Below are 23417 nucleotides of genomic sequence, written 5' to 3' on the forward strand. Positions count from 1 at the left end.
CACGTTTTGTCGGGGCGGCGCGCTGCCGCGCGTCCTCCGGGTGAAGGCACCGCATAAGCCGCGCCATAAACCAGCAAGGGAAACACTATCATGCAGTATCTTGTCGCTATTCATCACCCGGATGACTATGACCCCGCTACCATGGAAGACGACGCCATGATCGAAGAAATCCACGCCCTTAACAGGGAAATGATTGACGCAGGCGTCAGATTTTTCGCCGGGGGCCTGCGCACGGTAAAAGAGGCGAAATCAATTAAGCGAAACACGGAAGGCAAAATCCTTGTGACCGATGGGCCGTTCCTTGAGACCAAGGAACACATTGGCGGTTTCTGGATTTTGGATGTTGCCGATCTCAACGAGGCGCTTGAATGGGGCCGCAAAGCAACGGTGGCCTGCCGCGCGCCCGTTGAGGTCCGCCAGTTTCATTGATGCAACACGCAACCAAGCATTGATCGTAAGGGTTAAGCCGCCTTGCGATCAGCTTGCGCGCGATATTTTTTATAGTCGAGCAGGTCACCATCAAACGGTGTCACCGTGCCATTGTCGATGAGCCAGTAGGTATCAACCACCGTCTCTATAAGGGCCGTATCGTGGGACACCAGCACAACAGCGCCGGTAAAGTCCTGTAGCGCCATCGTCAGCGCAGACCGCACTTCAAGATCAAGATGGTTTGTGGGCTCATCCAGTAGCAGAAGGTTGGGCCGGTCCCAGATGATCATGGCGAGCACCAGCCGCGATTTTTCACCGCCTGACATGGTGCCTGTGTTCTGGAAGACGGTCTTGTCAGAAAAATCAAAGGTGCCCAGATAGGTTCTGAGCTCCTGCTCCCGCGCACGCGGGGCTTTCTGCTTCATGTGCCAAAGCGGCGATTGCTCAGGGTCCAGCGTTTCAAGCTGATGCTGCGCAAAATATCCAATATTGATACGGCGGTCGAGGATAAGCTCCCCTTCCGCATTTTCAATCTCGCCCGCGATCAGTTTGATCAGGGTTGATTTGCCTGCCCCGTTGCGGCCCAGAAGGCCAACACGTGTGCCTGCGCCAATATGAACTGTAACGTCGCTGAGGATACGCGCGCCCGGATAGCCCGCGTCCGCCCCTTGCGATTCCCACAGAGTTGTGGCCATGGCGTCAGGTTCGCGAAATTTGAAAGTGAAGGGCGTGTCTACGTGGGCAGCTGCGACACGTTCGAGCTTCGCAAGCGCCTTGATCCGGCTCTGCGCCTGGCGTGCCTTGGAAGCCTGCGCCCGAAACCGGTCAATAAACGAGGATATATGAGCGATCTGGCGCTGCTGCTTTTCATACATGGCCTGCTGCTGCATCAGCCGTTCGGCACGCATGTTTTCATAGTCCGAATATCCACCGGTATAGAGCGTGAGCGTACCGCCCGCGAGTTCGAGGATACGGTCAACCGTAGCATCAAGGAAGTTTCGGTCGTGGCTGATCATCAGCACCGTGCCTTCAAACGACTTCAGCCAATCCTGCAACCAGACAATAGCTTCAAGGTCAAGGTGGTTGGTCGGCTCATCAAGCAGCAGAAGATCAGACCGGCACATCAGCGCCTGCGCCAGATTGAGCCGCATCCGCCAGCCGCCTGAGAAGGTGGAAACAGGGTTGTCATGAACAGCTTCATCGAAACCAAGACCAATAAGAAGGTCCGCAGCCCGGCGATCAATCGAATAGGCATCGATGCGCATGAACTCTTCGTAAATGCGGCCGATTTCATAGCCGTCTTCGGCTTCCTCGGCTTTCGCGAGCTCGGCCTCAAGCGCCCTCAATTCCGTGTCGCCATCAATGGCGAACTGCAGTGCCGATTTTGGGCTACCCTCGGTCTCCTGTGCCACGTGGGCAATACGCCAGCGGTTCGGGAAATCAACGGTACCCGCTTCAGCGATCAACTCGTGCCGCAACAGCGCGAACAGCGACGATTTGCCAGCACCGTTACCGCCCACGAGGCCCATCTTCTCCCCCGCATTGAGGTTGAAGCTTCCATCCTTGAACAACAGTTTGGAACCCCGGCGCAGCGCAACATCGGAAAAAGTAATCATGAAAAGGGGCCTGTGTAAAATTCAGCAGCGCTTATACCGTTATCCGCGCGGCATGATACATAAAGATCAACAGCTCAGTAGCGCGAGGCCTTACCCTCAATTCACCAGATCTGCCAGTACCGGAGGAAACTCGCCGAACATCGTTACAGGAACGTTGCCAACCAATGATCCAACAACAAAAAAGGGCTTCGCTTTTCAGCTAAGCCCTTGTTTTGAGTGGCGCGCCGGGGAGGATTCGAACCCCCGACCCCCAGATTCGTAGTCTGGTGCTCTATCCAGCTGAGCTACCGGCGCAACGCCATCAAATCGGCACAGCAACCCTCGTGTGGTTGCGGTGTGCGGCGCAACCTAATCAGATTGAATTTATATTGCAAGCGAGAAATCTGTTTTTCTTGTTTCTGCCACAAATCAGGCGTAGCGTGTGCCTCTCAACTGCCCGGAAACAAAGGCTTTTACTGTGAAAATTGGCATAAAATACGTTTCAATTTTTATCTCTTTATCGCTCTTGGGCGCTTGCTCAAGCTCAGACAAGGATTGGCCGAATCTTTCCGATAAACTACCCGATGCATCAGAGCGGGAACGCGCGCCAGAAGCCACTGACCCCGCCTCTGTAACCCCGAGCGCGAAACCGGCTCCGCCGCCACGCCCGGTGATGACGGGTGATATAAGCACACCGCCAAATGATGACCCTGCACCCCAGTCTGTGGATGAGGCCAACACCCTTCTTGAAGAGATTAAAAAAGCGCTCAGGGAAGAGACCCTCACCTACCGGCAGACGGTTGCCAAACTGGGCACCGCCGCAAGCGAGGAATTGCAGGATATATGGTTCAGCGCCCAGCTCGCGCTCACACGCCTCAGCCGCACCGCCTCACGCCTTGACCCGCTCACGGAACTTGAGCTGCCCGAGATTGCCGACGCCGCAAGCACGGAGGCAGAGATTATTGAGCGTTTTGTGGTGGGGGAGCGTCAGCGCCTCGCAGACAGTGAGCCGCACTAACCGTCAGCCTTAGCGACCGCTCTCCTGATCGCCAGCTCCATACAATCTGCCGCCATTGCGCCCAGAAGCGCGAGCGCGCCCGCAAGCTCACCCGCTACGGGCTTCTCACCATTTGAGATCGCGAAAATCGTGTCCCCGTCATAGGGTGTGTGGATGGGTTTGACCGCGCGGGCAAAACCATCATGCGCCATCATGGCCACACGCTTCAAAGCTGCTTTATCGAGCGCTATATTGGTCGCAACGGCCCCAATGGTGGTGTTTGACCCCACAAGCCCGAGCTTCGGGAACTCAATATCACCGGGGGCTGGCAGCGCGCCGTCAGGCACCGCACCAAAACTGTTCACCGCGACGATGGCGGAGACCATAGTGCCATCTTCAAGCATAAGGCTAGCGCTTCCAAGCCCACCGGGCGCAGCCCCCGCCATGGCACCAAAACCCGCGCCCACAGCGCCGTGGTCCACCTGGCCGCACGCACTATCCAGTGCCTCCCGCGCCAAGCGATGATAGGGAGGCTCACACCCCCAGTCCTTGTCGCCGCCGTTCATCAGGTCGAAAAGAATAGCACTTGGCACCACAGGTACAGCCTTTGGCCCGAGGGGCAAGCCAACACCCCGCGCGGAAAGCTCAAGCGTAACAGCGTCCGCTGCCGCGAGGCCAAAGACAGACCCGCCGGCAAGCACAAGGCCATGCACCTTTTCAACCAAACAGCTTGGGTCCAGCGCTTCCGTGTCGCGCGTGCCGGGCGCGCCGCCGCGCACATCCACGGCCATCGCCACGGGAAAGTCAGGCACAATAACTGTAACGCCGGTCCTAACCCGTGCGTCATGCGCCTGGCCAACCTTCAGGCCTGATACGTCTGTGAATTGGTCCAATGGCCCAGGTTTTGCGGCGAACAGCATGGCCTAGCCTTCCGCTTCCTCACCCGGCAGGCACACCATGAAGGTGGTACCGTCTGCGCCGGTGTCTTCTAGGCCGATCTGCCCGCCATGCGCCAGCACGATATCGCGAGCCGTGGCAAGGCCAAGACCGGTGCCACCAGCGCGCGCCGATGAAAACGCCTTGAAAAGCGATGGCCGCACGTGCTCGGGGATACCGGGGCCACTATCCTTGATGCGGATATGCACCGTATGCGCCGCATCTTCCATCGCGTTCACCTCGATACGGCCGGTGTTGCCCTGCACCTCATAGGCGTTGCGGCACAGGTTCAAAAGCACGCGGTGCAGCTGTTCCGCGTCCGCATATACTTTCAACTCCTCCGCAATCTTGATCTCAAACGCGAAATCCTCATTCTCATCCAGCCCAAGCGATTGGCCCACATCTTCCACTAGGGCCGCAAGCGGCACCCATGTTTTTTCAGGCAGGATATCTTCCGCCTTGCCGTGCCTGATGGTGCTTTCACACAAGGCAACCGCGCGGCTCACGGCTGTCATCAGGCGGCGGGAAACTTTCTGCACGCCCGGGTGGTCCACCCGCTGCAAAGCGTCAGATGCCAGTTGAGCGGTTGCAAGAATATTCCTCAGGTCATGGTTGATCTTGGCCACCGCTTCCCCAAGTGCTGCCAGATGGCTTTTCTGGTTGAGGTTTTGCCGCAGCTCATCCTGCATACGGCCAAGCTCACGCTCCACAAGGCCAATCTCGTCCGGGCGGCGGCTTTCGCGCTTGCGCTTTGGCACAGCCTCCGGCTGACGGCGAAACGCCACAATGCGGTCTTTCACCCGGCGCATGGGCCGCACAAGCAGCCAGTGCAGCGCCAGATAAACAAGGATACCGGTAAAAATGGATGTCAAGACCGAGAGTACCAGCACATTATTGGAATAGTTGGCGAGCGCTCTATAAAGCCCCATTTCATCCATGGTGATCTCAAGCATGCGCGTGCCCGGCAGCATGGGGTCACCCACAATGCGCACCACCCGGTTGCCGCCCGCTTCCAGCGTGTCAAACGCATCCATGATCAGGGTGCCGAGGGACGGGTTCCTGAGGTCATAGGTGCCGTTCACCTCTTCGGGCATCACGTCAAACCCCAGCACAAGGCTTTTGTCCTCGCGCCGCACGATGATGGCAATCACACCAGACTGATTGAGAAGCCGCTGTTCAAGCGCAGGGCTGACCATATTATTAGGCGCTTCTTCAAGCGCGAGCACAGCAATCTGGGCGTTCTCAAGCCGGGTTTCTATATAGTCCTGCCGGAAAGTAGCGATCGACGGCAGATAGACAAAGACCGACACCCCCATCACGAAGATGAAGGTGAGAATCAGCAGGCGCGACCTGAGACTAGATGTAAACGGTCTGTAATACTCGGGCATAAAAAGTCTTGAATCCCATCCCGGCGGGAATTGCAAGTAAACTAACGAGGGTGGGCGAATCGCCACAGCCACCCACAATTGTTACGAACAACCGCCCCCTTGGGCTTAGATTTGGTTACAAATATCGCGATAACAACCAAAATTTCGCCAAATGGGGGCGAAATTATGTTAAGTACAGCCTCAAGCGCTGTTGACTTGGGTGGAAGTCACGGTTATACAGCGCGCTCGAAATTTGGACGCCGGGCGGCGGGTTTCCCGCAAGGCTAGGTGATAAAGCTGGAGTAAGACAAGTGAAACGGACCTTTCAACCGAGTGTACTGGTTCGCAAACGTCGTCACGGTTTCCGTGCGCGTATGGCGACCGTTGGTGGCCGCAGGGTGCTGAATGCACGCCGCGCCAAAGGCCGGAAGCGCCTGTCGGCGTAAAGGTCTTGGGGGTGCTTAGCACCTTCCACTAGTCACAGATGAAATGCCGACCGAGAGATATCCGGTCGGCTTTCTTTGTTTTTGGGGTAATCTTGAGCGCTTGCGGCGGCAACCACCGCCCCGGAAACAACGGCACGAGCATTTGGGCATGAGCACAACCATTGAGCTGGAACGCGTTACCAAACGGCCTGAATATCTGGCCATCGCTGGCACGCGCCGCAAATGGGTAACACCAAGTTTTATCGTGCAGGCCCTGCCCGCCAAAACCACACCAGCGCCCGAATCGGAAAATAGCGTTGAAGCAGTGCCTTTGCCCCGCATCGGTTTCACCGTCTCCAAGAAGGTTGGCAATGCGGTCAAACGCAACCGGGCACGGCGCAGGCTCAAGGAAGCCGCGCGTATCGCCTTCAGCAAATATGCGAGCGTGGGCTGGGCGTATGTGGTGGTCGGCAGGCCGGCAGCTGTATCCTATGATTTTGAGAAAATGCAGGCCGATATGCGCTGGGCCCTTGCAAAACTGGCCTCCGGCGCCGACTTAAAGCCAAGCCGCTCTGTGAAAAACAAGGCAGCCAGCGGCGAAAAAACGGCAAACAGGGGCAACGCCTGATGACACAATCCGGGCCAGAAAAGCACAAACGCCTTTCTCCGCTTGCGTGGCTCGCGCTCGGGATTGTCAAGGTATATCAGTTGCTTATCTCCCCCATTTTAGGGCCAAACTGCCGCTATCAGCCAACCTGCAGCGCCTATGCCTTAGAAGCAATTCGCCTGCACGGCGGCATGCGGGGGTCGTGGCTGGCAATATGCCGCATAGCAAGGTGCCATCCTTGGGGTGGATTTGGATACGATCCTGTGCCACAAAGCGGGCGCAGTTTAGCAAGTGAGGCAGAGGCACCCTGTAGGTGCGCCGATGCACACAAGAGTGAAAAGGCTGGCCAAGACCGGCCGCATGATCAGGGTATGACGTCTCATGGGTGACAATAAGAATTTTGTGCTTTTTGCTGTGATTGCACTGGCAATCCTGCTTGGCTACCAACACTTCTATGCCGGGCCAAAAATGGAAGCCGCACGCCAGTATGAAGCACAGCTCGCGGAAGACCGCGCGATAGAAGAGGCGCTCGCCCCCAAGGAAATCGCCCCGATTGATGATGCTGACAGCAACCTCGCGACTGCCGCCGAGACCAACGAGCCGGTAGAAGACGCAGGCAGCGTCCGCATTGAGACGCCTGAGCTTGTCGGCTCCATGTCGCTTCGCGGTGCACGCTTTGATGACCTCCTGCTCGTCAACCACAAAACCAGCATGGAAGCTGACGCGAAGGACGTGCGCCTCCTCAAGCCGCATGACCGCGCTGACGCCTATTCGATTCGGTACGGCTGGGCCGCATCAAGCCAGAACCCGGACGCAGTACCAACGGCCAACAGCATCTGGTCGACTGACAGCGATGTGCTGACACCAAGCTCACCCGTCACCCTTTCATGGGACAATGGTGAAGGCCTGCGCTTCCTGATGAAAGTTGAAGTGGACGAAGATTTCCTCTTCACCGTGACACAGAGCGTTGTGAACTCCACCGACGAGACCATGCAGATTGCGCCTTTTGGCCGCATCAGCCGCCGTGGTGAGCCCAAAACCGCTGGCCTTTATATCCTGCATGAGGGGCCGCTTGGTGTGTTCAACGGCACGCTCGAGGAAAAATCTTACTCAGACCTTGAAGACGACGGTAATTTTGAAACCGGTTCTACCGGTGGCTGGATGGGAATCACCGATAAATTCTGGATGACCACCCTGATCCCGGATCAGAATGCTGAGCTTTCCCGCGCGCGTTTTGTCCGCCGCGCCACAGCAACAGATGTCACCTATCTTGTTGACTATGTGCAGAACTGGCAATCGCTTCACGCAGGCAGCAGCCTTGAGACAACAAGCCGCTTTTACGCGGGCGCCAAGATCGTTGGCACCATTGACGACTACCAAGCCAAATATGACATCGCACTTTTTGATCGCACCATCGACTGGGGCTGGTTCTATTGGCTCACCCGTCCGATCTTCAAGGGGCTGCACTATCTCTTTGGTCTGACCGGCAACTATGGCGTGGCCATCCTGCTGATGACAGTGATCCTGAAAACCATCCTGTTCCCGCTGGCGAACAAGTCTTATGTGTCCATGAGCCACATGAAAGACGCGCAGCCCAAGATCAAGAAACTGCAGGAACGCTACAAGGATGATCGCCAGAAGCTGCAACAGGAAATGATGGCGCTGTATCAGAAGGAAAAGATCAACCCGATGGCTGGTTGTTTGCCGATCCTGATTCAGATTCCGATCTTCTTCGCGCTCTATAAGGTGCTTTATGTCACCATCGAGATGCGGCACCAGCCTTTCTTTGGCTGGATCAAGGACCTGTCCGCGCCTGATCCGATGACACCGCTCACGCTTTTTGGTGCGATTGACTGGAACCCACCGGCGTTCCTCGCTATTGGTATCCTCCCCATTCTGATGGGTATTTCCATGTGGCTACAGCAAAAGCTGAACCCGCAATCAGCAGCGATGGACCCTACCCAGCAGAAGATCATGAGCTTCCTGCCCATCATCTTCACCTTCATCATGGCGCCGTTCAGCGCGGGTCTTGTGCTCTACTGGACATGGAACAACGTGCTTTCCATCGGCCAGCAGTGGGTGATCATGCGCCGCGAACACGCGCGCCGTGAGGCCAAGGGCAAAGCCTAAGATGGAAGAAGAGCGCTTCACCCAAACAGATATGGAACGTGGCCGGCTTTTGTTTGCTGGCCCCGTTGACTTTGTCATGGGGGCAGTTTCGCTTGATACCCTGCCCGGCGCCGACCGGCCAGAAGTGGCTTTTGCGGGCCGCTCCAACGTGGGGAAGTCAAGCCTTGTGAATGCGCTTACTGGGCGCAAGACGCTGGCGCGTACCTCCAACACACCGGGCCGCACGCAGGAACTGAACTATTTCTCAATCGGGAAAGAGCTGGAGCTGGACGCCTATATGGTTGACCTGCCCGGCTATGGCTACGCAAAGATCGAACGCAAGAAAGTGCATGCCTGGACCCGGCTGGTGAAAGATTATCTGCGTGGCCGGCCGAACCTGCGCCGGATCATGCTGCTGATTGATAGCCGCCACGGGCTCAAGGAAAACGACCGCGAGATCATGACCATGCTGGATGAAGCGGCGGTCAACTATCAGATCGTGCTCACCAAGCTTGATAAGCTCAAGGTCGCGGACCGTGAAAAAATCCTGAAAAAAACCCAGGAAGACGCGAAAAAATACATCGCCTGCCACCCGGTTGTGCTGGCGACCTCAAGCGAAAAAGGCTTTGGCATCCCCGAGCTGCGCGCAGAGCTTTGCCAGACCTTTTCTTTTTAGGCCCATGAACTCCCCGCTGAACACGTTGGAACTGCGAAGGGGCGGCACATATCATGGTCGCCATGAGGTTTTTGATATCTGGGTAGATGGCGAACGTCTTCTCGACCGCCTGGCGGCGTTTGAGGCGCGTTATACGGATAGGATCGCAGGTGCTTATGTTCCCCATCTGCCGGTAAGTTCTCTACGGAAAAACCTTTTGCCACCAAGTGATGGTTTTGTACCCTTCGCCTGTGACTGCGGCGAGTGGCAGTGCTGGTTTATCACCTGCAACATATCTGCGAACTATGGCTTTGTGCGCTGGCACGGCTGGTCAAACCCCTACCGGGGAGACAAAACCAAAGCCGACCAGGGACTATACTGGAGCTACCGTGATTTCCCCGACCTGAATTTCGATCAGGAAGTCTACAAGGCCACCATTGAAGCCGTGCTCAAGGCCTGATTCCCTAAAAATTTATCGGCCATGTCGAAATTGCCACCGTGTCATCCGTCGATGAGGGTATAACGGGCAACAGGGCATACTGCCCACCTGCCCTGATACTCAGGAGACGATGATGGCAACTTTCATGCTTGTGCTGCACGACCGGCTGGACGGGTTTTCGACTCTTTCCCACGACGAGATGATGGCGATGATCAAGGAATACACCGCCTGGACCGAAAAGATGCTGGCAGAGGGCCGATTTCTTGGCGGTGAAAAACTCAAGGATGAACCCGGGCGGCAGATCATAGCTGGCGCAGACGGGATTGAGACCCACGCAGGGCCGTTTACCGAGACCAATGAAATGATTGGTGGGTACATGACGATCAGCGCGGCGGATTATGACGAGGCGGTCGAGATTGCCAAAACCTGCCCGCACGCCAAATATGGCCGCATCGAGCTTCGGGAAATTGACCAGATAAAATAATGCAGGCCACCCCCGAGACCGACACCGAGGTAATACGCACGCTGGACCGGCTGTTCCGCCGCGAGACGGGGCGGCTGGTTGCGTCGCTGGTGCGGAAACTAGGGCCGGGCCGGTTGACCCTCGCCGAAGATATCGCGCAAGAAGCTATGCTGGCGGCGGTCCGTACGTGGCCCTATGACGGCCTGCCTGATAACCCGGCGGCGTGGCTCACCCGGGTTGCTGCCAACAAGGCGATAGACCTGATCCGGCAGGAAAACACGGCGCGCGGCGCGGCTGAAGCCCTCACGCCCAGCGAGACGACATCAGAGGCAACATCAGAGACGACGATAGGCACCCATGATGACCAGCTAAGGCTTCTGATGCTCTGCTGCCACGGGGACGTGCCGGAGATGGACCGGCTTATCCTCACCCTCAACATCTGTTTTGGGTTCAGCGCGCGCGAAGTGGCGCGGCTTTTCCTCAAGGAACCAAGCGCTATCAGCGCACGCCTGACCCGTGCCAAAACAAAGCTTCAATCCAGCAGGCCTGATTTTGACTGGCCGACCCCTATGGAGCTGGATACCCGTATCTCTTCTACGCTGAAGGTGATCTACCTGGCCTTTAGCCTCGGGTATAGCCCTCGGGAGGGCGCTCAGGCGGTGCGGCAGGACACGGCGCTTGAGGCCCTTCATATGATCGAGCTTTTTGCCGGTGATGCCGCGCACAGGCGCGGGGATATTTATGCGCTCGCTGCGCTATTGTGCCTGCAGGCCTCCCGCCTTGAAAGCCGAACGGACAGTGACGGGCGCTTTGTCCCCCTCAAGGCCCAGAAGCGGGAGATGTGGGACAAGGCTTTGATCAGCCGCGGGTTTCACTATCTGGCGCATGCAAAAGAGAGCGAGGTCCTAAGCCGCTATCATCTTGAGGCAGGGATTGCGGCGCAGCACGCCAGCGCACCCTCGTTTGAGGAAACCGACTGGGTTGGGATCTGCAACCTCTATAAAACGCTGGAAGAGATGACCGGCTCCCCTGTTGTGGTGCTGAACCATGCGGCAGCGCTGATGCAGGCGGGGGAGGCCGGTGCGGCTATCGCCAAAATCAAAACGCTCGAGGATCACGGCCTGCTATCAAACGACATCTATTTCCACACCGCGAAAGCGGAAATTCTTTTGATGAGCGGTGACAAGGAGATGGCAAAAGCGGCATTCAAACGGGCGCAAGAATGCACCGGCACCGACACAGAAATCACCCATCTGGAACATCGCCTGAGCACCTGCCTGTAGAGGCCAGCGTACGCCACACATGCGCCGCACTTACGCCCCACAGTTGCCTACAAACCCGCCACACTTTTGTGGTCAGTGTGGCGTAAATTTCCGGGCTCAATCAGTCGCCAAACGCTTCCAGTGTTTCCTCAGAGATGATGCGGAAACGGCTCATAAGAGCGCCAATTTCCGCCGCGCGCTCGTCCCGCGCGGCCTCCTCAAGCGCATAGCAGGCCTCGCCAAGCCTCATCGCACCAAAACTCCGCGCGGCGCTTTTTAGCGCATGTGCTTGAATTTCCAGCTGTTCCAGGTCTCCCTCTGACGCAAATTTTGCCAGGGCGGACCCGGTTTTCTCAATTTCCTGCTTGAGCGAGCTTATCAGAAATGCAGCAGACTCCTGCCCAACGTCGGCGGTCAACCGGTCCAGAACCGGTTGATCGAGAAGCGGCATTTGACCCCCCATAATGCTCTCCTTCACTTTATGATGCGGCAAACCTTGGCCTGCCTATATTTGGTACGTTACTCGCTTGGCGCCGGTTTACTCAACCGATAAATGCCCTTAAGGCCTTCAGGTGAAACCACTTTGCGCTTGCGAATGAAACTGAGCGCGCCCTCATGATAGAGGGCCACCGCCTGTTCCCGCACCCGCGGCAACAGCTTGCGCCAGTCTTCCCCCTCCGTCACCAGCGCCTGCGCAATATCACGCGGGGCAACACTCTTGCTCGCCTCTATTTGTTTGACGATTTCATCCCTGATCGCATCGTTGCCCGCGGCCATACCATTTCCTCTCGTAAATCCAACAATTCAGCGCTTTTTTCCTTTCCCCTCAAGGGGCGTTCGGGCTAGTGTCCCCACCATTGTTCCAACAAGGGGTGTCCCATGCAAAGAGCACTGAAATTCGCTGCCATCGCCGCCATTCTTGGCCTGGCTGCCTGCAGCAACGATAACAGCGATAACGACAAAACAGAAGAAGGCACCGACGGCGCCCCACAAGAAGCGACTGAAACAGGCGCTGAAACACAGAAAGTACCCGATACAATGACAGATCAAGCCGCGTTCAAGGCTGAAAACCTCGCCTATCTCGAAGAAAATAAAAACAAAGAAGGCGTTCAGGTTACCGCATCCGGCCTTCAGTACCGCGTGATTGAAAGCGGCGACGGCAAGAGCCCCACGGCTGCCGATTTTGTAACCGTGCACTATGCTGGCCGCCTGATTGACGGTTCGGAGTTCGATTCAAGCTACAAGCGTGGTGAACCGGCAACCTTCCCTGCTGGCCGCCTGATCCCGGGCTGGACAGAAGCGCTGCAACTGATGAGCGTTGGCGACAAGTGGGAACTTGTGATCCCGTCTGAGATCGCTTACGGCGAGCAAGGTGCTGGCGGTGTTATCCCCGGCGGTGCAACTCTTGTGTTTGATATCGAGCTTCTCGGTGTGATGACCCTTGAAGAAGCTCAGGCCGAAGCAGAGAAGCAGGCTGAAGTCTTCAAAATCCAGCAGCTCGCTTTCCTGGAAGAAAACGCAAAACAGGACGGTGTGGTTGAAACCGAATCTGGCCTTCAGTACCGCGTGATCGAAGAAGGCAACGGCAAGAGCCCGAGCGCAGAATCGCAAGTGACCGTGCATTATGCCGGCACGCTGATTGACGGCTCCGAGTTCGATTCGAGCTACAAACGTGGTGAACCAGCGAGCTTCCCGCTTGACGGTGTTATCCGTGGCTGGACCGAAGGCCTGCAACTGATGAAAGAAGGCGGAAAATTTGAGTTCTTCCTGCCTTACCACCTTGCTTACGGCGAACGCGGCTCACGCACCATCCCGCCTTATGCAACGCTGGTGTTCACCGTTGAGCTGGTTTCTGTAGACAGCTAAGAAAAATAACAAAGGATGCCGTAACAGCGCTCAAGCACATGCTGGAAATAGAAATAAAGCGCGATATCCAGCAGCGCCAGAAAACCAAAAACTGGCAGCAGAATATATATGAGCACTGTGGTGGCGGCACCAAAAGTTATCCGGGGCGGGGCAATGCGCCGTCCCATCACTTCCTCTGTTTTTATGCGCTTCCAGAACATGGCGTGATCATAGGGCAGGGCTGTGCTTATGCCTAGCACCCAAATAAACCACATGGCTGACGCGATCACTGTTCGCCCCGGCCCTATTGAGCCGCTTCACTGGCGCGCCTTGCCAGATGACATGCCCATGCCCTTGCAACAACATTGGCATTATGGCCTTGCGCTGCGCGCCGCGGGAGCACCGATGCAGGTGTGGCATATTGATGGCGCCGATGGCCCATTGGGGTTGGCGCTTGTAGGGCGCCGCAAGTTTTTTGGCCTCGTTACAATCGAGACCCTCTTGCGCGGCCCCTGTTATTTCTCCGAGCCATCAACCGCCCTGAAAACGGCGGTGCATAAAGCATTGCGGCGTCGGTCAAGCCCCTGGCGCTGGCGTTTCCTGTTGCAGCAGCCGGAACTGGCGGACACTGCGGAGACAACCCGCATCCTCAAAACCGCAAAGCTCCGGCGGGTTACAACCGGCTATTCCACCCCATGGCTGGACCTTGAACCGGACGTTGACACCATTCGTGCAGGCTTGGCGGGCAAATGGCGCACCCAGCTTCGTGCAGCCGAGAAAGCCTCGCTGGAGATCAGCATCGGTGGCCACAAAGCCCACCACTACGCCTGGCTTCTGGAGAAGGAAACCGCACAGCGCACCACCCGCGCCTATCAGGCAACACCCATTGAACTGGTCCCGCTATATGCGCGCACAGCAACTGAGGCTGGCGAACAGGGCATCCTGTCTGTCACCGCTATGTCCAGCCGCGAGAAGGTCGCGGGCGCGATCTTCCTTCTGCACGGCAACAGCGCAACCTATCATATTGGTTGGGTGGGCAATGAGGGGCGCACGACCGGTGCTCAAAACAGGGTTCTTTTTGAAGCCATGGGCGCGCTGCGGGAAAAAGGCATCCGCTTCCTCGACCTTGGCGGCATCAACACGGCAGAGGGTGCGGGCATTGCCCGTTTCAAACTTGGTACCGGTGCTGTGCCTGTAACCTACACGGGAAGCTGGATTTAAGGTTTCTGTTCTTCGTCTGATGCGGGCGCTTTATCTTCCTGCTCGATAAACTCGCGCGCTGCGTTGAACTCCTGCTCACCGGCTCCGTTCAGCTCAATTTCCACATCTGTGGGGCGCTGGACATAATATATCACCACGCCAAGAAGCAGCGCGATGATCAGGAGCAAGCCAATGGTAAGCGGGCCAAACGCTGGTTTGGCCTGAAGGGCTGGTGCTGGTGTGCTCGCGGTTTGCACAGGTCTGTCATCAGCCGCCACAACCGGTGCGATCAGCGCATAACCCTTGCGGGGGATCGTTTTAATGTAGCGTGGGGATTTGGGGTCGTCCTTAAGCACCTGCCGCAGTTTGGAAATCGCCTGCGTAAGCGCTTCATCACCAGCGAATGACGCAGTTGAGATAGCAGACAAGAGATCGTCCCTGCCAACAGGTTCGCCGCCCGCAGCGCACAGCTCTTCAAGCAGCCGCACAAGCCGGGGCTCGATCGACCGAGCCTCGCCATCGAGCCATATCTGGTTTCGTGCACCATCAAAGATCGTATCGCCGATACGTACCTTACCCGAGATTGCAGCTTTAGGCACAATGGGCCCTGACGGTACAGGTTTCTCAACCTTGTCGGTCATCTCTCTCAATGTTTTTCAACCTTTTTGTCAGGACTTTCCCAATCGTTTTCCCCTAGTTCAAAACAGATACAGCGCTGGTCGCTGATCTGTCAAACCAGCATAAAACGAGGATAGAATGACATTATTTCGACTGATCGCAATCATAACCGTGAGCCTGATAGGCCAGAGCACATTCGCGCAAACACCACCCCGTGAGCAAACCTTCCTTGACCGCGACGCGCTGACCCGCTTCCTGGATGACGCCGAGAGCAAGGGCTTTAAAGGCGTTGTTGCCATCTCAGGTCCAGACAGCACGATCTACGCTCGTGGGTTCAGCAGTGCGGGCCCTGACGGCACAGCTTATTCGGCAGAAACCGTGGTTGATATCGCATCTATCACCAAACAGTTCACCGGTGCCGCAGTGATGACGCTGGTTGAGGCCGGTAGGCTGTCCCTCGATGATAGCCTCGACAAGTTTTTCCCTGACATACCAAACGATAAAGCGGCGATCACGCTCCACCAGTTGCTCACGCACACGGCTGGTTTGCCCCATAATGTCGGGGAAGACAAAGAGGCCATCGACAAACAGAGCTATTTAGCACGCGCCTTCAGCGCACCGCTGATCCATGTGGCCGGTGAGCGATACGAATATTCCAATGTGGGCTTCACATTCGCTGCCGCCATCATCGAGGAGGTGACCGGGCAGCCTTATGAAGACTATCTCTTTGAAGCCTTATGGAAACCTGCTGGTATGTTCACAACTGGTTATATGCGCCCGCAGTGGAATGGGCGCACCATGCAAACACCCGCCGCACCAGTGGAAGGGTTTCGCACGCCCCTTGAGCTCATGGAGAAATCAGGCGGCGGATTTTGGCACCTTGTGGGGAACGGCGGCATACTCAGCACAGCGGAAGACATGCTGAAATGGCACCGGGCACTTCTGGGTAACACTATACTCTCCGCCAAAAGCAAAGCGTTACTGTTTGCCCCTCATGTCCCGGAAGATGAGGACGGTGTCTACCACTATGGCTACGGCTGGTCGATTGTGCCGGACTATTTGGGCGAAAAACTGGTTTGGCATAATGGCGGTAGTTATTTCGCCACCGCAGATTTCTGGCGTTTCCCTTCGCAAGGTACTGCCTTTTTTATCGCGTCGCATGAGGGTGACATCCCCACCTATATGGTGGCGGACGGGCTGGCAGCCATTCTGCTCGGCAAGACACCGCGCCCGGTTTCAAAACCGGCGACGGAGTAAAAGTGATTGCCGCGTGGTCAACTGCCGCGCGGCAATACCAAAAACAAAAGATTCTTGCCGGTCTTGTATCATTTGGGCTGGCTTTCCATATTGTGATATTATAACTGTACATCTCGAACCTATGAGATCAAACAGGATCACATGTTGGACTGGGCGTTGATATTATCTGTCGTGGTACTTCTTGCAGCACCTTTGCTGGCGAGGCTGGTATCGCGTGCGCCACAGATAAAAGGCGCGCTTGACGGTTTTGTCCTCATGACCGTGCTCGGGCTTATCACCCTCACGCTACTACCCGAAGCTTTGGCCCATGGCGGCTTTTGGGGGCTCGTGATTGCAGTGTTTGGTTTTACGCTGCCGTGGATCGCTGAATTTCTTTTCCATCACGCAGAAGAGATGACCCACCGCATTGTGTTGATGGTGGCATCCTTGGCGCTTGTGGTGCATGCGGCGTCAGACGGTGCCATTCTCGCGTTCGCGAGCGATTCTGAAGCGGGGTCATTTGTTGCCACCGGTATCCTCCTGCACCGCATTGGTGTGGCCGTTGCCGTTTGGTGGCTCCTGCGACCTGTACTTTCAACCGCGGGCGGGCTCGCCGTGCTCGCGGGCCTTGGCGCCATGACCATTGTGGGCTACATGCTCGCGCTCTTTGCGGGCGAATGGTATAATTTCCCGCTTGTTGGCTACTGGCAGGCGTTTGCCGCAGGCTCCCTCCTTCATGTGGTGCTGCACCCGCTTGAGGACCATAACCCGGCGCCAAGCAAAAACACCCTGCCGGCCCACCGGCTTGGCACGGCCCTTGGCCTTGTGTTTGTGCTAGCGCTTATCAGCGCACACTATTTCCACCATACACCCGGGCCGCTCGCTGAAATGCCCGTGCACGGCATGCATCACGCGGTTGAGCTGCTTGATGCCGTGGGCCGGTTGATGTCGCCCATCCTCCTCCTTGTGCTGGTGGTGGCGGCCATATTGCCGCATGTGTACGGCAAGGGCATGCCCGGTGCGCTTATGAGCCTCAAGAAAGCCGCGCCATGGACGGTTCTGTTGTGGCTCACAGGCACTATCATCGCTGAACTGAGCCCCATCGGCACCATCGCGCCTGAGGGTAGCCTGCCGCTCTTTATCGCATGGGCGCTCACGGTATCCATCATTCTCGTTCACATGGGCGCACGGGCTTTCTTCTCAAGCCTGATGCCGCGCCTGCGCCAACACCGCCACAGCCACTAAAGCTAAACCCGCACATTATAAGGTTTTGCTTGCCCCCGCCCTGAAAGAGCGCTAGCCATGCCGCGCAAGCAAAGGATTTCGGGCATGCGATTTAATGGGCAAACCGTTCTTGTCACCGGCGGCACATCAGGGTTTGGCGAAGCCATCGTCAAGGCGTTCGCGCGCGAAGGTGCTATTGTGCATTTTTGTGGCCTGATTGACGCTGAGGGCGCACGTGTAAGGTCTGAGATCGAAGCGCTCGGTGGCACAGCATTCTACCGCCATGCGGATGTCCGCGTTGAGAGTGATGTGCAAGCCTTTGTTGAGGCTGCAAGTGCTGCAAGCGGCGGGTTAGACGTTGCTGTCAACAACGCTGGTATCAGCCACACATCCGCCCGTTTTGCCGATCAGGATATGGCCATGGTAGAAGATGTCTGGCGCACCAATGTGATGGGCATCTGGCACGCCATGCGTCATGAGATCAAGGTGATGCTGAAGTCCGGCGGCGGCGCGATCATCAACACGGCGTCGATCCTGTCAAAATCGGGGGCCGAGTGGATGGCCGCGTACGGCACCAGCAAACATGCGGTTGTCGGCCTGACCAAAAGTGCCGCGCTTGATTATGCGGACCACGGCATCCGTATCAACGCCGTCTCACCGGGGCCGATGCTGACCCCGATGTTTGAGCGAGCGCTTGAGGATATCGGCGGCGACATGAGCAAGTTTGCTGGCGGCCTTCCCAAGGGTGGCCCAGCAAACCCGGCAGATGTTGCCAAAACCGTCTTGTATCTGGCGAGCGAAGAAGCGGCCTATATGAACGGTGCCAATGTGGTGGTGGACGGCGGCACGTCCTCCGGCCAACATGGCTAAAATTAAGGCTATCCCTTGAAAATCAGGGGCCAGGCCGTCAGATAGTAACGAGGCATGTCGCCCACCGGAGTTTAGCGCGCAATGAATATGGTCACCAATTGGTTCAGGAGAACCTTCTCCGACCCGCAGATGGTTCTGCTGGTGCTGGTGCTTGCCATCGCGCTTGTCGGCATCACCTTCTTTGGCCATATGCTGGCGCCCGCCATCGCGGCGGTTGTGATTACCTTCCTTCTGGATGGCCCGGTAAACTGGCTTGAACGCAAGGGCGCGCGGCCCCTTGTTGCGGTGATATCCGTATACCTCGGCTTTATCCTGCTTTCGCTTATCACGCTCTTGGCGGTTATGCCGCCGCTCGTACGCCAGATCGGGCAATTTGTGAACGACGCGCCCGCAATGGCTGACAGCCTGCAGCAGGCGCTTCTGAACCTGCAGGCCCGCTTCCCGAACTTGATCTCGGAAGCACAGATGCAGTCGTGGCTCTCCGGCCTCGGGAATGAGGTTACCAACCTCGGGCCGCAGCTACTTCAATACTCGCTAACAGGTCTTACGGGCGCTGTCGCGTTTGTGGTGTATGCAGTGCTGGTGCCTGTGATGGTTTTCTTCTTCCTCAAAGACAAAACCCAGATCCTGCAGTGGTTCAGCCGCTTCTTCCCAAATGACAAACCGCTTCTTGAGCAGGTTTGGCGGGAGATACTGGAGCGCGCTGGAGACTATGCCCGCGGCAAGGTCTATGAGATTTTAATCGTGGGTGTTGCAGCTTTCATCACCTATCAGGTGCTGGGCCTGCCTTATGCCACGCTCCTCGCTGTTGCAACCGGCCTCAGCGTGATCATCCCCTATTTTGGGGCGGCAGCTGTTACCTTCCCGGTCGCGCTTGTGGCCTATTTCCATTGGGGCGTAAGTGGTGAGATGGCGACGGCTATCATCGCCTATCTTGTCCTGCAGGCGCTTGACGGTAACGTGCTTGTGCCGCTCCTGTTTTCAGAGGCTGTGAAGCTGCACCCCAACGCCATTATCATTGCCATTTTGATCTTTGGCGGCATCTGGGGTTTCTGGGGTGTGTTTTTTGCAATCCCGCTTGCCACGGTCGCAAATGCTGTATTGCGCGGCTGGCGCGAACGCGCCGCAGGGGCGGACGCATCTGCTAACACCTGATTTTAAAAAACCTTTTCTTCCGGCTTAATTTCTGCCTAAATGTGTTCGGGCCAACACTAAAACGAGCAAAATTCATCAATGATACTGGAATCTCGCAGCATCATCTTTTCCGACGAAGAACTGGTTCTTGCCTTGCGTCCTGTGCTTGAAAGCCGGGGTGCATCTGCAAACCCGCCAATCTCAAATGTGGTGTCGCAGCTTGATGACGAAGGCGAAGTAACGGTGCGGTTTGACCTCTCAGACGGTTCCGACCCCGTGCTGTTCAATAGCCGGGAAGTTGGTGCGGCGGTGCTTAACCACTGTATCGATCAGGGCATCCCGCTACCGCGCGGGTCTTATAAAGAGCTTGCCATTCGTGGCTCGCACATCGCGTTGATCGTAAGGCTGGAATCCGGCTCCATGAGCTCAGGCATTGATGAGGACGAAGAGTAGCTCTTCGCCCCGTTCCCTAAAACCTGACGGCAGCACCCTGCCTGCTTATTCTGGCAGAAATTCTGGTATGGATAGGTAACGCTCGCCCGTATCGTAGCAGAAGCCGATAACGCGGGTGCCCTTTGGCAGGCTTGCGACCTTAGCCGCGATTGCCGCCAGAGTTGCGCCAGATGAAATCCCTACCAGCATGGCTTCTTCACGCGCGGCGCGCACCGCCATTTTTTTGGCATCCGTAGGGTCTACCTTCAAAACCTCATCAATGAGGTCCATGTTCATCACCGCAGGGATGAACCCCGCGCCAATACCCTGAATGGGGTGTGGCCCCGGCTCACCGCCCGACATCACCGGCGACAGGGTCGGCTCAACTGCGCACACCTTGAAATCAGACCATGCCTTTTTGAGCACTTCTGCGCAGCCCGTGATATGCCCGCCAGTGCCAACACCAGTGATCATGTAATCAAGGCCTTCAGGGAAGTCCTTGAGGATTTCCTGCGCTGTGGTCTCCCGGTGTACCTTCACATTGGCCGGGTTCGCGAACTGCTGCGGCATCCAGCCGCCTTCTGTATTCTCCAGAAGCTCGGTCGCGCGGGCGATAGCGCCCTTCATGCCTAGCTCCTTGGGGGTCAGGACAAATTCCGCACCATAGGCCAGCATCAGACGCCGGCGCTCAACCGACATGGATTCAGGCATCACAAGGATAAGCTTGTAGCCCTTCACCGCCGCCACCATGGCGAGCCCGATACCAGTGTTGCCGGAGGTCGGCTCAATAATCACACCACCGGGCTTGAGGGAGCCGTCTTTTTCTGCCTCTTCGATCATCGAAAGCGCAATGCGGTCCTTGATCGAGCCACCGGGGTTTACCCGCTCCTGCTTGATCCAGACCTCATGGTCAGGGAACAGGCGCTTAAGGCGCACATGCGGCGTACCGCCAATAGTGTCCAGAATGGATTCAGCTTTCATGGATACCCCTCATCAGTATTTTCCGGTCAGGCGCGGGGCTTAGCCCTGCGCTTTCTGCCGTGATTTAATTGAAACAATTTCGTCGGTGTCGCACGGGCGGAACATAACGCGTGACCATGCAGGCACAGACCGGGTTATCCAGACGTTACCGCCAATCACCGAGTTGTTGCCCACTGTGGTTTCACCGCCCAGAATGGTCGCACCGGCATAGATCACCACATTGTCTTCAATGGTGGGATGGCGCTTTTTGGATTTCTGGTCACGGTCTACGCGCAGCGCGCCGAGCGTGACACCCTGATAGAGCTTGACGTTGTTGCCGATAATGGCCGTCTCGCCCACCACAACACCCGTGCCGTGGTCAATGAAGAATGATTTGCCAATGGTGGCGCCCGGGTTGATATCCACACCGGTTTTCTGGTGCGCATATTCGGTGATCATGCGCGGCAGCAGCGGCACCTCGCGCTTATGCAGCGCGTGCGCGATCCGATACGCGGTGATGGCATAAAACCCCGGATAACAAAGGATCACCTCTTCAACCGACTCTGAGGCCGGGTCACTGTCAAAAATGGCCTGCGCATCAAGGAAACAGTTTTCTGCGATAGCGGGAAGGTCAGACAGGAAGCCCTGCACCAAAAGGCGCGCGCAGCCTACATCCTTACCTTTGCATAGGCTGTCAACCAGCAGGTAAAACTCCTGCTCCAACAACTCTAACCGCGCTTGAAGCGAGAGATCATCTCCCTCAGCCACCGCATAGTGGGGGAACATAACAGCCGCAGTTTTCTTTAAAAGATTGCCTATTTTCGCAAGCGACAAGCCCGTCAGATTACCATACCGCTGGTGATGTTCCTGCAGTTTGGCCGCGATATGCTCAAGGCTCGTATCAGATATAGATGTGGTGCTCATGGCAGACCCTCTTCTTCCTGTATAACAGTTTAGGAGGCCGGGAGCCATCTACAAGCCCTGCCCGCGTGATAAATTCTTCACTTTCATGAGAGGAAAGCTTGTCTTTCCCCATGATTTAGACTTTGTGGCGCGCTAGGCTTCGTCGTCCGCTACCTTGTGCGTGAGAAGATTGCCGTACCCTGCTTCCGCAATAAGCTGGTCTGAGCGGGTCACGACCGCCGCTTCCACCTTCTCCATAAAACCGGCTTTATCAAGCCCCTGTTCGAGCGGCCCATCAATCTCAAACACTGCCGTCCCGCCCCGGTGCCAGAAACCTTTGGTCCAAAACAGGCCCGTATTGGTGGCAACCGTATAAACCGGCAGGTCTGTATCTGCCTGCAGATAATAGGCCCCGCTTTTCAACCGACGATAATGGCCTGGCCGCATGCGTGTTGCCTGCGGGTACACAATAAGCGGGCGCCCCATCTCCTGAATATGCTTCGCAACATCTTCCATGCCCTTGTGGGCTGTGCGGCTTTCACGGTCGATCTTGACGATCTTGGCTTTGCTGATCGCGGCCCCAATGAACGGAATGCGAAACAGCTGCTTTTTCGCGAGCGCCGTCACGTCATTGCGGAGCGGAAAAGTCAGGATAGGGTCCATATTCGACTGGTGCGCAGCCGCAAGGATAAAAGCGCCGCTTTTCGGCAGCTTCTCAGCACCACGATACTCATATTTGAGGCCAAGCGTTAGCCGCGCGATCCAAAGCGACCCCATGCAATAATAATGGATGCCTTTGCGGATCGGCCCATCGGTTTTGGCAAGGCACAGCGGCATCAGCCCGATGCTGCAATAAACAAGCGTGAAGGGATAATAGATCAGGTTGAACAGGATGGAGCCGATCCCATTTCTCAACAGTTTCACGAGCGTCTCTCCTGCCAGTAAACCACATTCGCAGCACATGGTGCGTGCCCGACATAGGCATTGCCACTATAGCCGGGTTTAACTCAAGAAAAAAATCCGTTAGCGTTTGATCAAATCCGGCTATGCTTCATCAGCGCAACAAGGGGATATCAGGTGAGCGATCAGGATAAACGACAGGATGACCGGCTGCCGGTGCTGTGGCACGGCACCCTGATGACAGGCGATGACCGTGAGTTTCCGTGCCAGATCAGGGATGTCAGCCTTGCAGGCACGCTGATCACCTGTGACGCCGAGGTAAAGATGGGGGAAGAGCTTCTGCTGACCATCGACCGGATCGGCGAATTTGCCGGCGTGGTAAAATGGCAAGGGTCACAAGGGCTTGGTTTGATGATCCTCGCAGGCCCGGATCTGTTCCTGAAAAAATTCGCCGAAGGTGCCGGGAGCGGCCTTTCGGAAGCGCCCAATGCACCAACGGACGACCCTCTCGCAAGCTAGCCGGTAGTCCGGAAAAAAATAAGGCGGCCGAGGGAAGCCGCCATATTGAGCGTAAACTGCCGAGTGCTATCCTGCTGAGTGCTCTAAGTGTCTAGCTGTCTTTTTGTTATTGTTGTTATTTCGTGATTGGCGCCCGCTATTATTTGCGGATTTTGTGGCGCCGGGTGCGGCGGCGGCTATATTTCGCTTCGGTAACACCAAAGCTCGCATAAACCACTACTGCTGGGCTTTCAGGCAAAACTTTATTCAGGAATACCATTTGTTTTCTCCTCGCTGTCGCGCCTCTTGTGGG

Annotated in this window: 28 protein-coding genes and 1 tRNA gene; 18 read left to right on the forward strand and 11 right to left on the reverse strand. The window is 56.6% G+C overall.

Features of this window, described 5'->3' with window-relative positions; translation table 11 throughout:
• Nucleotides 1-87 precede the first annotated feature (87 nt).
• Nucleotides 88-429, forward strand: coding sequence for a YciI family protein (locus ACN0XZ_RS14745; protein WP_417458607.1), 342 nt, complete (start codon nt 88-90; stop codon nt 427-429).
• Nucleotides 430-461: 32 nt separating this feature from the next.
• On the opposite strand, the gene ACN0XZ_RS14750 is transcribed toward ACN0XZ_RS14745, so the two are convergent.
• Nucleotides 462-2045: an ABC-F family ATP-binding cassette domain-containing protein gene (locus tag ACN0XZ_RS14750; RefSeq protein ID WP_417458552.1), complete on the reverse strand. Its 1584-nt coding sequence runs from the start codon at nt 2043-2045 to the stop codon at nt 462-464.
• Nucleotides 2046-2262: 217 nt separating this feature from the next.
• Nucleotides 2263-2339 (reverse strand) — tRNA-Arg (locus ACN0XZ_RS14755).
• A gap of 163 nt (nt 2340-2502) precedes the next feature.
• Between ACN0XZ_RS14755 and ACN0XZ_RS14760 the strand changes: the two genes are divergently transcribed.
• On the forward strand, nt 2503-3042 hold the full coding sequence (locus ACN0XZ_RS14760) for a hypothetical protein (RefSeq protein ID WP_417458553.1): 540 nt from the start codon (nt 2503-2505) through the stop codon (nt 3040-3042).
• On the opposite strand, the gene ACN0XZ_RS14765 is transcribed toward ACN0XZ_RS14760, so the two are convergent.
• Nucleotides 3039-3941 (reverse strand): P1 family peptidase, encoded by a 903-nt coding sequence (locus ACN0XZ_RS14765; RefSeq protein WP_417458554.1) that lies wholly within the window; start codon nt 3939-3941, stop codon nt 3039-3041. The genes ACN0XZ_RS14760 and ACN0XZ_RS14765 overlap by 4 nt on opposite strands.
• A gap of 3 nt (nt 3942-3944) precedes the next feature.
• On the reverse strand, nt 3945-5345 hold the full coding sequence (locus tag ACN0XZ_RS14770) for an ATP-binding protein (protein ID WP_417458555.1): 1401 nt from the start codon (nt 5343-5345) through the stop codon (nt 3945-3947).
• Nucleotides 5346-5635: 290 nt separating this feature from the next.
• Between ACN0XZ_RS14770 and rpmH the strand changes: the two genes are divergently transcribed.
• The 8 genes from rpmH to ACN0XZ_RS14810 all read left to right on the forward strand — a co-directional run bounded on the left by rpmH (nt 5636) and on the right by ACN0XZ_RS14810 (nt 11305).
• Nucleotides 5636-5770: a 50S ribosomal protein L34 gene (rpmH, locus tag ACN0XZ_RS14775; RefSeq protein WP_417458556.1), complete on the forward strand. Its 135-nt coding sequence runs from the start codon at nt 5636-5638 to the stop codon at nt 5768-5770.
• A gap of 148 nt (nt 5771-5918) precedes the next feature.
• Nucleotides 5919-6377 carry a ribonuclease P protein component gene (rnpA, locus tag ACN0XZ_RS14780; protein ID WP_417458557.1) on the forward strand — a complete coding sequence of 153 codons (459 nt, stop codon included), beginning with the start codon at nt 5919-5921 and terminating at the stop codon, nt 6375-6377.
• Complete coding sequence (yidD, locus tag ACN0XZ_RS14785; protein ID WP_417458558.1) at nt 6377-6745, forward strand: membrane protein insertion efficiency factor YidD; 369 nt, start codon at nt 6377-6379, stop codon at nt 6743-6745. Before rnpA ends, yidD begins: the two co-directional genes overlap by 1 nt.
• Nucleotides 6738-8486, forward strand: a complete 1749-nt coding sequence (gene yidC / locus ACN0XZ_RS14790; protein ID WP_417458559.1) for a membrane protein insertase YidC — start codon at nt 6738-6740, stop codon at nt 8484-8486. Before yidD ends, yidC begins: the two co-directional genes overlap by 8 nt.
• Before the next feature lies 1 nt (nt 8487).
• Entirely contained in the window at nt 8488-9141 is a 654-nt protein-coding gene (gene yihA / locus ACN0XZ_RS14795) for a ribosome biogenesis GTP-binding protein YihA/YsxC (protein WP_417458560.1), read from the forward strand.
• 25 nt (nt 9142-9166) lie between these two features.
• Nucleotides 9167-9580 carry a hypothetical protein gene (locus ACN0XZ_RS14800; RefSeq protein WP_417458561.1) on the forward strand — a complete coding sequence of 138 codons (414 nt, stop codon included), beginning with the start codon at nt 9167-9169 and terminating at the stop codon, nt 9578-9580.
• 112 nt (nt 9581-9692) lie between these two features.
• A complete protein-coding gene (locus ACN0XZ_RS14805) occupies nt 9693-10043 on the forward strand; it encodes a YciI family protein (RefSeq protein WP_417458562.1) in 351 nt (116 codons plus the stop codon).
• Nucleotides 10043-11305, forward strand: coding sequence for an RNA polymerase sigma factor (locus tag ACN0XZ_RS14810; protein ID WP_417458563.1), 1263 nt, complete (start codon nt 10043-10045; stop codon nt 11303-11305). Before ACN0XZ_RS14805 ends, ACN0XZ_RS14810 begins: the two co-directional genes overlap by 1 nt.
• Nucleotides 11306-11405: 100 nt before the next feature.
• Here the strand turns inward: ACN0XZ_RS14810 and ACN0XZ_RS14815 are convergent, their stop codons facing one another.
• Both ACN0XZ_RS14815 and ACN0XZ_RS14820 read right to left on the reverse strand, forming a co-directional pair.
• Nucleotides 11406-11747, reverse strand: a complete 342-nt coding sequence (locus tag ACN0XZ_RS14815; protein ID WP_417458564.1) for an Hpt domain-containing protein — start codon at nt 11745-11747, stop codon at nt 11406-11408.
• A 56-nt stretch (nt 11748-11803) separates the two neighbouring features.
• On the reverse strand, nt 11804-12061 hold the full coding sequence (locus ACN0XZ_RS14820; protein ID WP_417458565.1) for a DUF3253 domain-containing protein: 258 nt from the start codon (nt 12059-12061) through the stop codon (nt 11804-11806).
• 102 nt (nt 12062-12163) lie between these two features.
• On the opposite strand from ACN0XZ_RS14820, the gene ACN0XZ_RS14825 reads away from it, so the two are divergent.
• Nucleotides 12164-13150 carry an FKBP-type peptidyl-prolyl cis-trans isomerase gene (locus ACN0XZ_RS14825; RefSeq protein WP_417458566.1) on the forward strand — a complete coding sequence of 329 codons (987 nt, stop codon included), beginning with the start codon at nt 12164-12166 and terminating at the stop codon, nt 13148-13150.
• Here the strand turns inward: ACN0XZ_RS14825 and ACN0XZ_RS14830 are convergent.
• Nucleotides 13147-13404, reverse strand: a complete 258-nt coding sequence (locus tag ACN0XZ_RS14830; RefSeq protein WP_417458567.1) for a hypothetical protein — start codon at nt 13402-13404, stop codon at nt 13147-13149. The genes ACN0XZ_RS14825 and ACN0XZ_RS14830 overlap by 4 nt on opposite strands.
• Here ACN0XZ_RS14830 and ACN0XZ_RS14835 point away from each other — a divergent pair.
• Nucleotides 13403-14350 (forward strand): GNAT family N-acetyltransferase, encoded by a 948-nt coding sequence (locus tag ACN0XZ_RS14835; RefSeq protein WP_417458568.1) that lies wholly within the window; start codon nt 13403-13405, stop codon nt 14348-14350. The two genes, ACN0XZ_RS14830 and ACN0XZ_RS14835, sit on opposite strands and share 2 nt — an antisense overlap.
• On the opposite strand, the gene ACN0XZ_RS14840 is transcribed toward ACN0XZ_RS14835, so the two are convergent.
• The gene (locus ACN0XZ_RS14840) at nt 14347-14970 is read right to left on the reverse strand and encodes a winged helix-turn-helix domain-containing protein (protein WP_417458569.1); all 624 of its coding nucleotides are present in this window, start codon (nt 14968-14970) and stop codon (nt 14347-14349) included. The two genes, ACN0XZ_RS14835 and ACN0XZ_RS14840, sit on opposite strands and share 4 nt — an antisense overlap.
• A gap of 115 nt (nt 14971-15085) precedes the next feature.
• Here ACN0XZ_RS14840 and ACN0XZ_RS14845 point away from each other — a divergent pair, with 115 nt between their 5' ends.
• The 5 genes from ACN0XZ_RS14845 (at nt 15086) to ACN0XZ_RS14865 (ending at nt 19864) form a co-directional block, all read left to right on the forward strand.
• Nucleotides 15086-16204: a serine hydrolase domain-containing protein gene (locus ACN0XZ_RS14845; RefSeq protein WP_417458570.1), complete on the forward strand. Its 1119-nt coding sequence runs from the start codon at nt 15086-15088 to the stop codon at nt 16202-16204.
• A 141-nt stretch (nt 16205-16345) separates the two neighbouring features.
• On the forward strand, nt 16346-17428 hold the full coding sequence (locus ACN0XZ_RS14850; protein ID WP_417458571.1) for a hypothetical protein: 1083 nt from the start codon (nt 16346-16348) through the stop codon (nt 17426-17428).
• Between the two features lie 84 nt (nt 17429-17512).
• Nucleotides 17513-18277 (forward strand): SDR family NAD(P)-dependent oxidoreductase, encoded by a 765-nt coding sequence (locus ACN0XZ_RS14855; protein ID WP_417458572.1) that lies wholly within the window; start codon nt 17513-17515, stop codon nt 18275-18277.
• A gap of 81 nt (nt 18278-18358) precedes the next feature.
• The gene (locus ACN0XZ_RS14860) at nt 18359-19432 is read left to right on the forward strand and encodes an AI-2E family transporter (protein ID WP_417458573.1); all 1074 of its coding nucleotides are present in this window, start codon (nt 18359-18361) and stop codon (nt 19430-19432) included.
• A gap of 78 nt (nt 19433-19510) precedes the next feature.
• The gene (locus ACN0XZ_RS14865; RefSeq protein WP_417458574.1) at nt 19511-19864 is read left to right on the forward strand and encodes a hypothetical protein; all 354 of its coding nucleotides are present in this window, start codon (nt 19511-19513) and stop codon (nt 19862-19864) included.
• A 45-nt stretch (nt 19865-19909) separates the two neighbouring features.
• On the opposite strand, the gene cysK is transcribed toward ACN0XZ_RS14865, so the two are convergent.
• From cysK to ACN0XZ_RS14880, 3 genes are all read right to left on the reverse strand, one after another.
• Nucleotides 19910-20824, reverse strand: coding sequence for a cysteine synthase A (gene cysK / locus ACN0XZ_RS14870; protein WP_417458575.1), 915 nt, complete (start codon nt 20822-20824; stop codon nt 19910-19912).
• Nucleotides 20825-20863: 39 nt separating this feature from the next.
• Nucleotides 20864-21727: a serine O-acetyltransferase EpsC gene (epsC, locus tag ACN0XZ_RS14875; RefSeq protein WP_417458576.1), complete on the reverse strand. Its 864-nt coding sequence runs from the start codon at nt 21725-21727 to the stop codon at nt 20864-20866.
• A 132-nt stretch (nt 21728-21859) separates the two neighbouring features.
• Nucleotides 21860-22630, reverse strand: coding sequence for a lysophospholipid acyltransferase family protein (locus ACN0XZ_RS14880; protein ID WP_417458577.1), 771 nt, complete (start codon nt 22628-22630; stop codon nt 21860-21862).
• A gap of 153 nt (nt 22631-22783) precedes the next feature.
• On the opposite strand from ACN0XZ_RS14880, the gene ACN0XZ_RS14885 reads away from it, so the two are divergent.
• A complete protein-coding gene (locus ACN0XZ_RS14885; protein ID WP_417458578.1) occupies nt 22784-23125 on the forward strand; it encodes a PilZ domain-containing protein in 342 nt (113 codons plus the stop codon).
• Nucleotides 23126-23417: the final 292 nt, after the last annotated feature.

Origin of the sequence: Kordiimonas sp. (assembly GCF_048264555.1) — a bacterium.
Taxonomy (GTDB): domain Bacteria; phylum Pseudomonadota; class Alphaproteobacteria; order Sphingomonadales; family Kordiimonadaceae; genus Kordiimonas.

Bases quoted from the DNA above. Each gene is read 5' to 3' on its own strand.
- ACN0XZ_RS14855 (WP_417458572.1), top strand. From the start codon at position 17,513: ATGCGATTTAATGGGCAAACCGTTCTTGTCACCGGCGGCACATCAGGG.
- cysK (WP_417458575.1), bottom strand. From the start codon at position 20,824: ATGAAAGCTGAATCCATTCTGGACACTATTGGCGGTACGCCGCATGTG.
- yidC (WP_417458559.1), top strand. From the start codon at position 6,738: ATGGGTGACAATAAGAATTTTGTGCTTTTTGCTGTGATTGCACTGGCA.
- ACN0XZ_RS14860 (WP_417458573.1), top strand. From the start codon at position 18,359: ATGAATATGGTCACCAATTGGTTCAGGAGAACCTTCTCCGACCCGCAG.
- ACN0XZ_RS14810 (WP_417458563.1), top strand. From the start codon at position 10,043: ATGCAGGCCACCCCCGAGACCGACACCGAGGTAATACGCACGCTGGAC.
- ACN0XZ_RS14840 (WP_417458569.1), bottom strand. From the start codon at position 14,970: ATGACCGACAAGGTTGAGAAACCTGTACCGTCAGGGCCCATTGTGCCT.
- yihA (WP_417458560.1), top strand. From the start codon at position 8,488: ATGGAAGAAGAGCGCTTCACCCAAACAGATATGGAACGTGGCCGGCTT.
- epsC (WP_417458576.1), bottom strand. From the start codon at position 21,727: ATGAGCACCACATCTATATCTGATACGAGCCTTGAGCATATCGCGGCC.
- ACN0XZ_RS14750 (WP_417458552.1), bottom strand. From the start codon at position 2,045: ATGATTACTTTTTCCGATGTTGCGCTGCGCCGGGGTTCCAAACTGTTG.
- ACN0XZ_RS14850 (WP_417458571.1), top strand. From the start codon at position 16,346: ATGTTGGACTGGGCGTTGATATTATCTGTCGTGGTACTTCTTGCAGCA.
- ACN0XZ_RS14765 (WP_417458554.1), bottom strand. From the start codon at position 3,941: ATGCTGTTCGCCGCAAAACCTGGGCCATTGGACCAATTCACAGACGTA.
- ACN0XZ_RS14815 (WP_417458564.1), bottom strand. From the start codon at position 11,747: ATGGGGGGTCAAATGCCGCTTCTCGATCAACCGGTTCTGGACCGGTTG.
- ACN0XZ_RS14820 (WP_417458565.1), bottom strand. From the start codon at position 12,061: ATGGCCGCGGGCAACGATGCGATCAGGGATGAAATCGTCAAACAAATA.
- yidD (WP_417458558.1), top strand. From the start codon at position 6,377: ATGACACAATCCGGGCCAGAAAAGCACAAACGCCTTTCTCCGCTTGCG.
- ACN0XZ_RS14830 (WP_417458567.1), bottom strand. From the start codon at position 13,404: ATGTGGTTTATTTGGGTGCTAGGCATAAGCACAGCCCTGCCCTATGAT.
- rnpA (WP_417458557.1), top strand. From the start codon at position 5,919: ATGAGCACAACCATTGAGCTGGAACGCGTTACCAAACGGCCTGAATAT.
- ACN0XZ_RS14845 (WP_417458570.1), top strand. From the start codon at position 15,086: ATGACATTATTTCGACTGATCGCAATCATAACCGTGAGCCTGATAGGC.
- ACN0XZ_RS14835 (WP_417458568.1), top strand. From the start codon at position 13,403: ATGGCTGACGCGATCACTGTTCGCCCCGGCCCTATTGAGCCGCTTCAC.
- ACN0XZ_RS14825 (WP_417458566.1), top strand. From the start codon at position 12,164: ATGCAAAGAGCACTGAAATTCGCTGCCATCGCCGCCATTCTTGGCCTG.
- ACN0XZ_RS14805 (WP_417458562.1), top strand. From the start codon at position 9,693: ATGGCAACTTTCATGCTTGTGCTGCACGACCGGCTGGACGGGTTTTCG.
- ACN0XZ_RS14865 (WP_417458574.1), top strand. From the start codon at position 19,511: ATGATACTGGAATCTCGCAGCATCATCTTTTCCGACGAAGAACTGGTT.
- ACN0XZ_RS14770 (WP_417458555.1), bottom strand. From the start codon at position 5,345: ATGCCCGAGTATTACAGACCGTTTACATCTAGTCTCAGGTCGCGCCTG.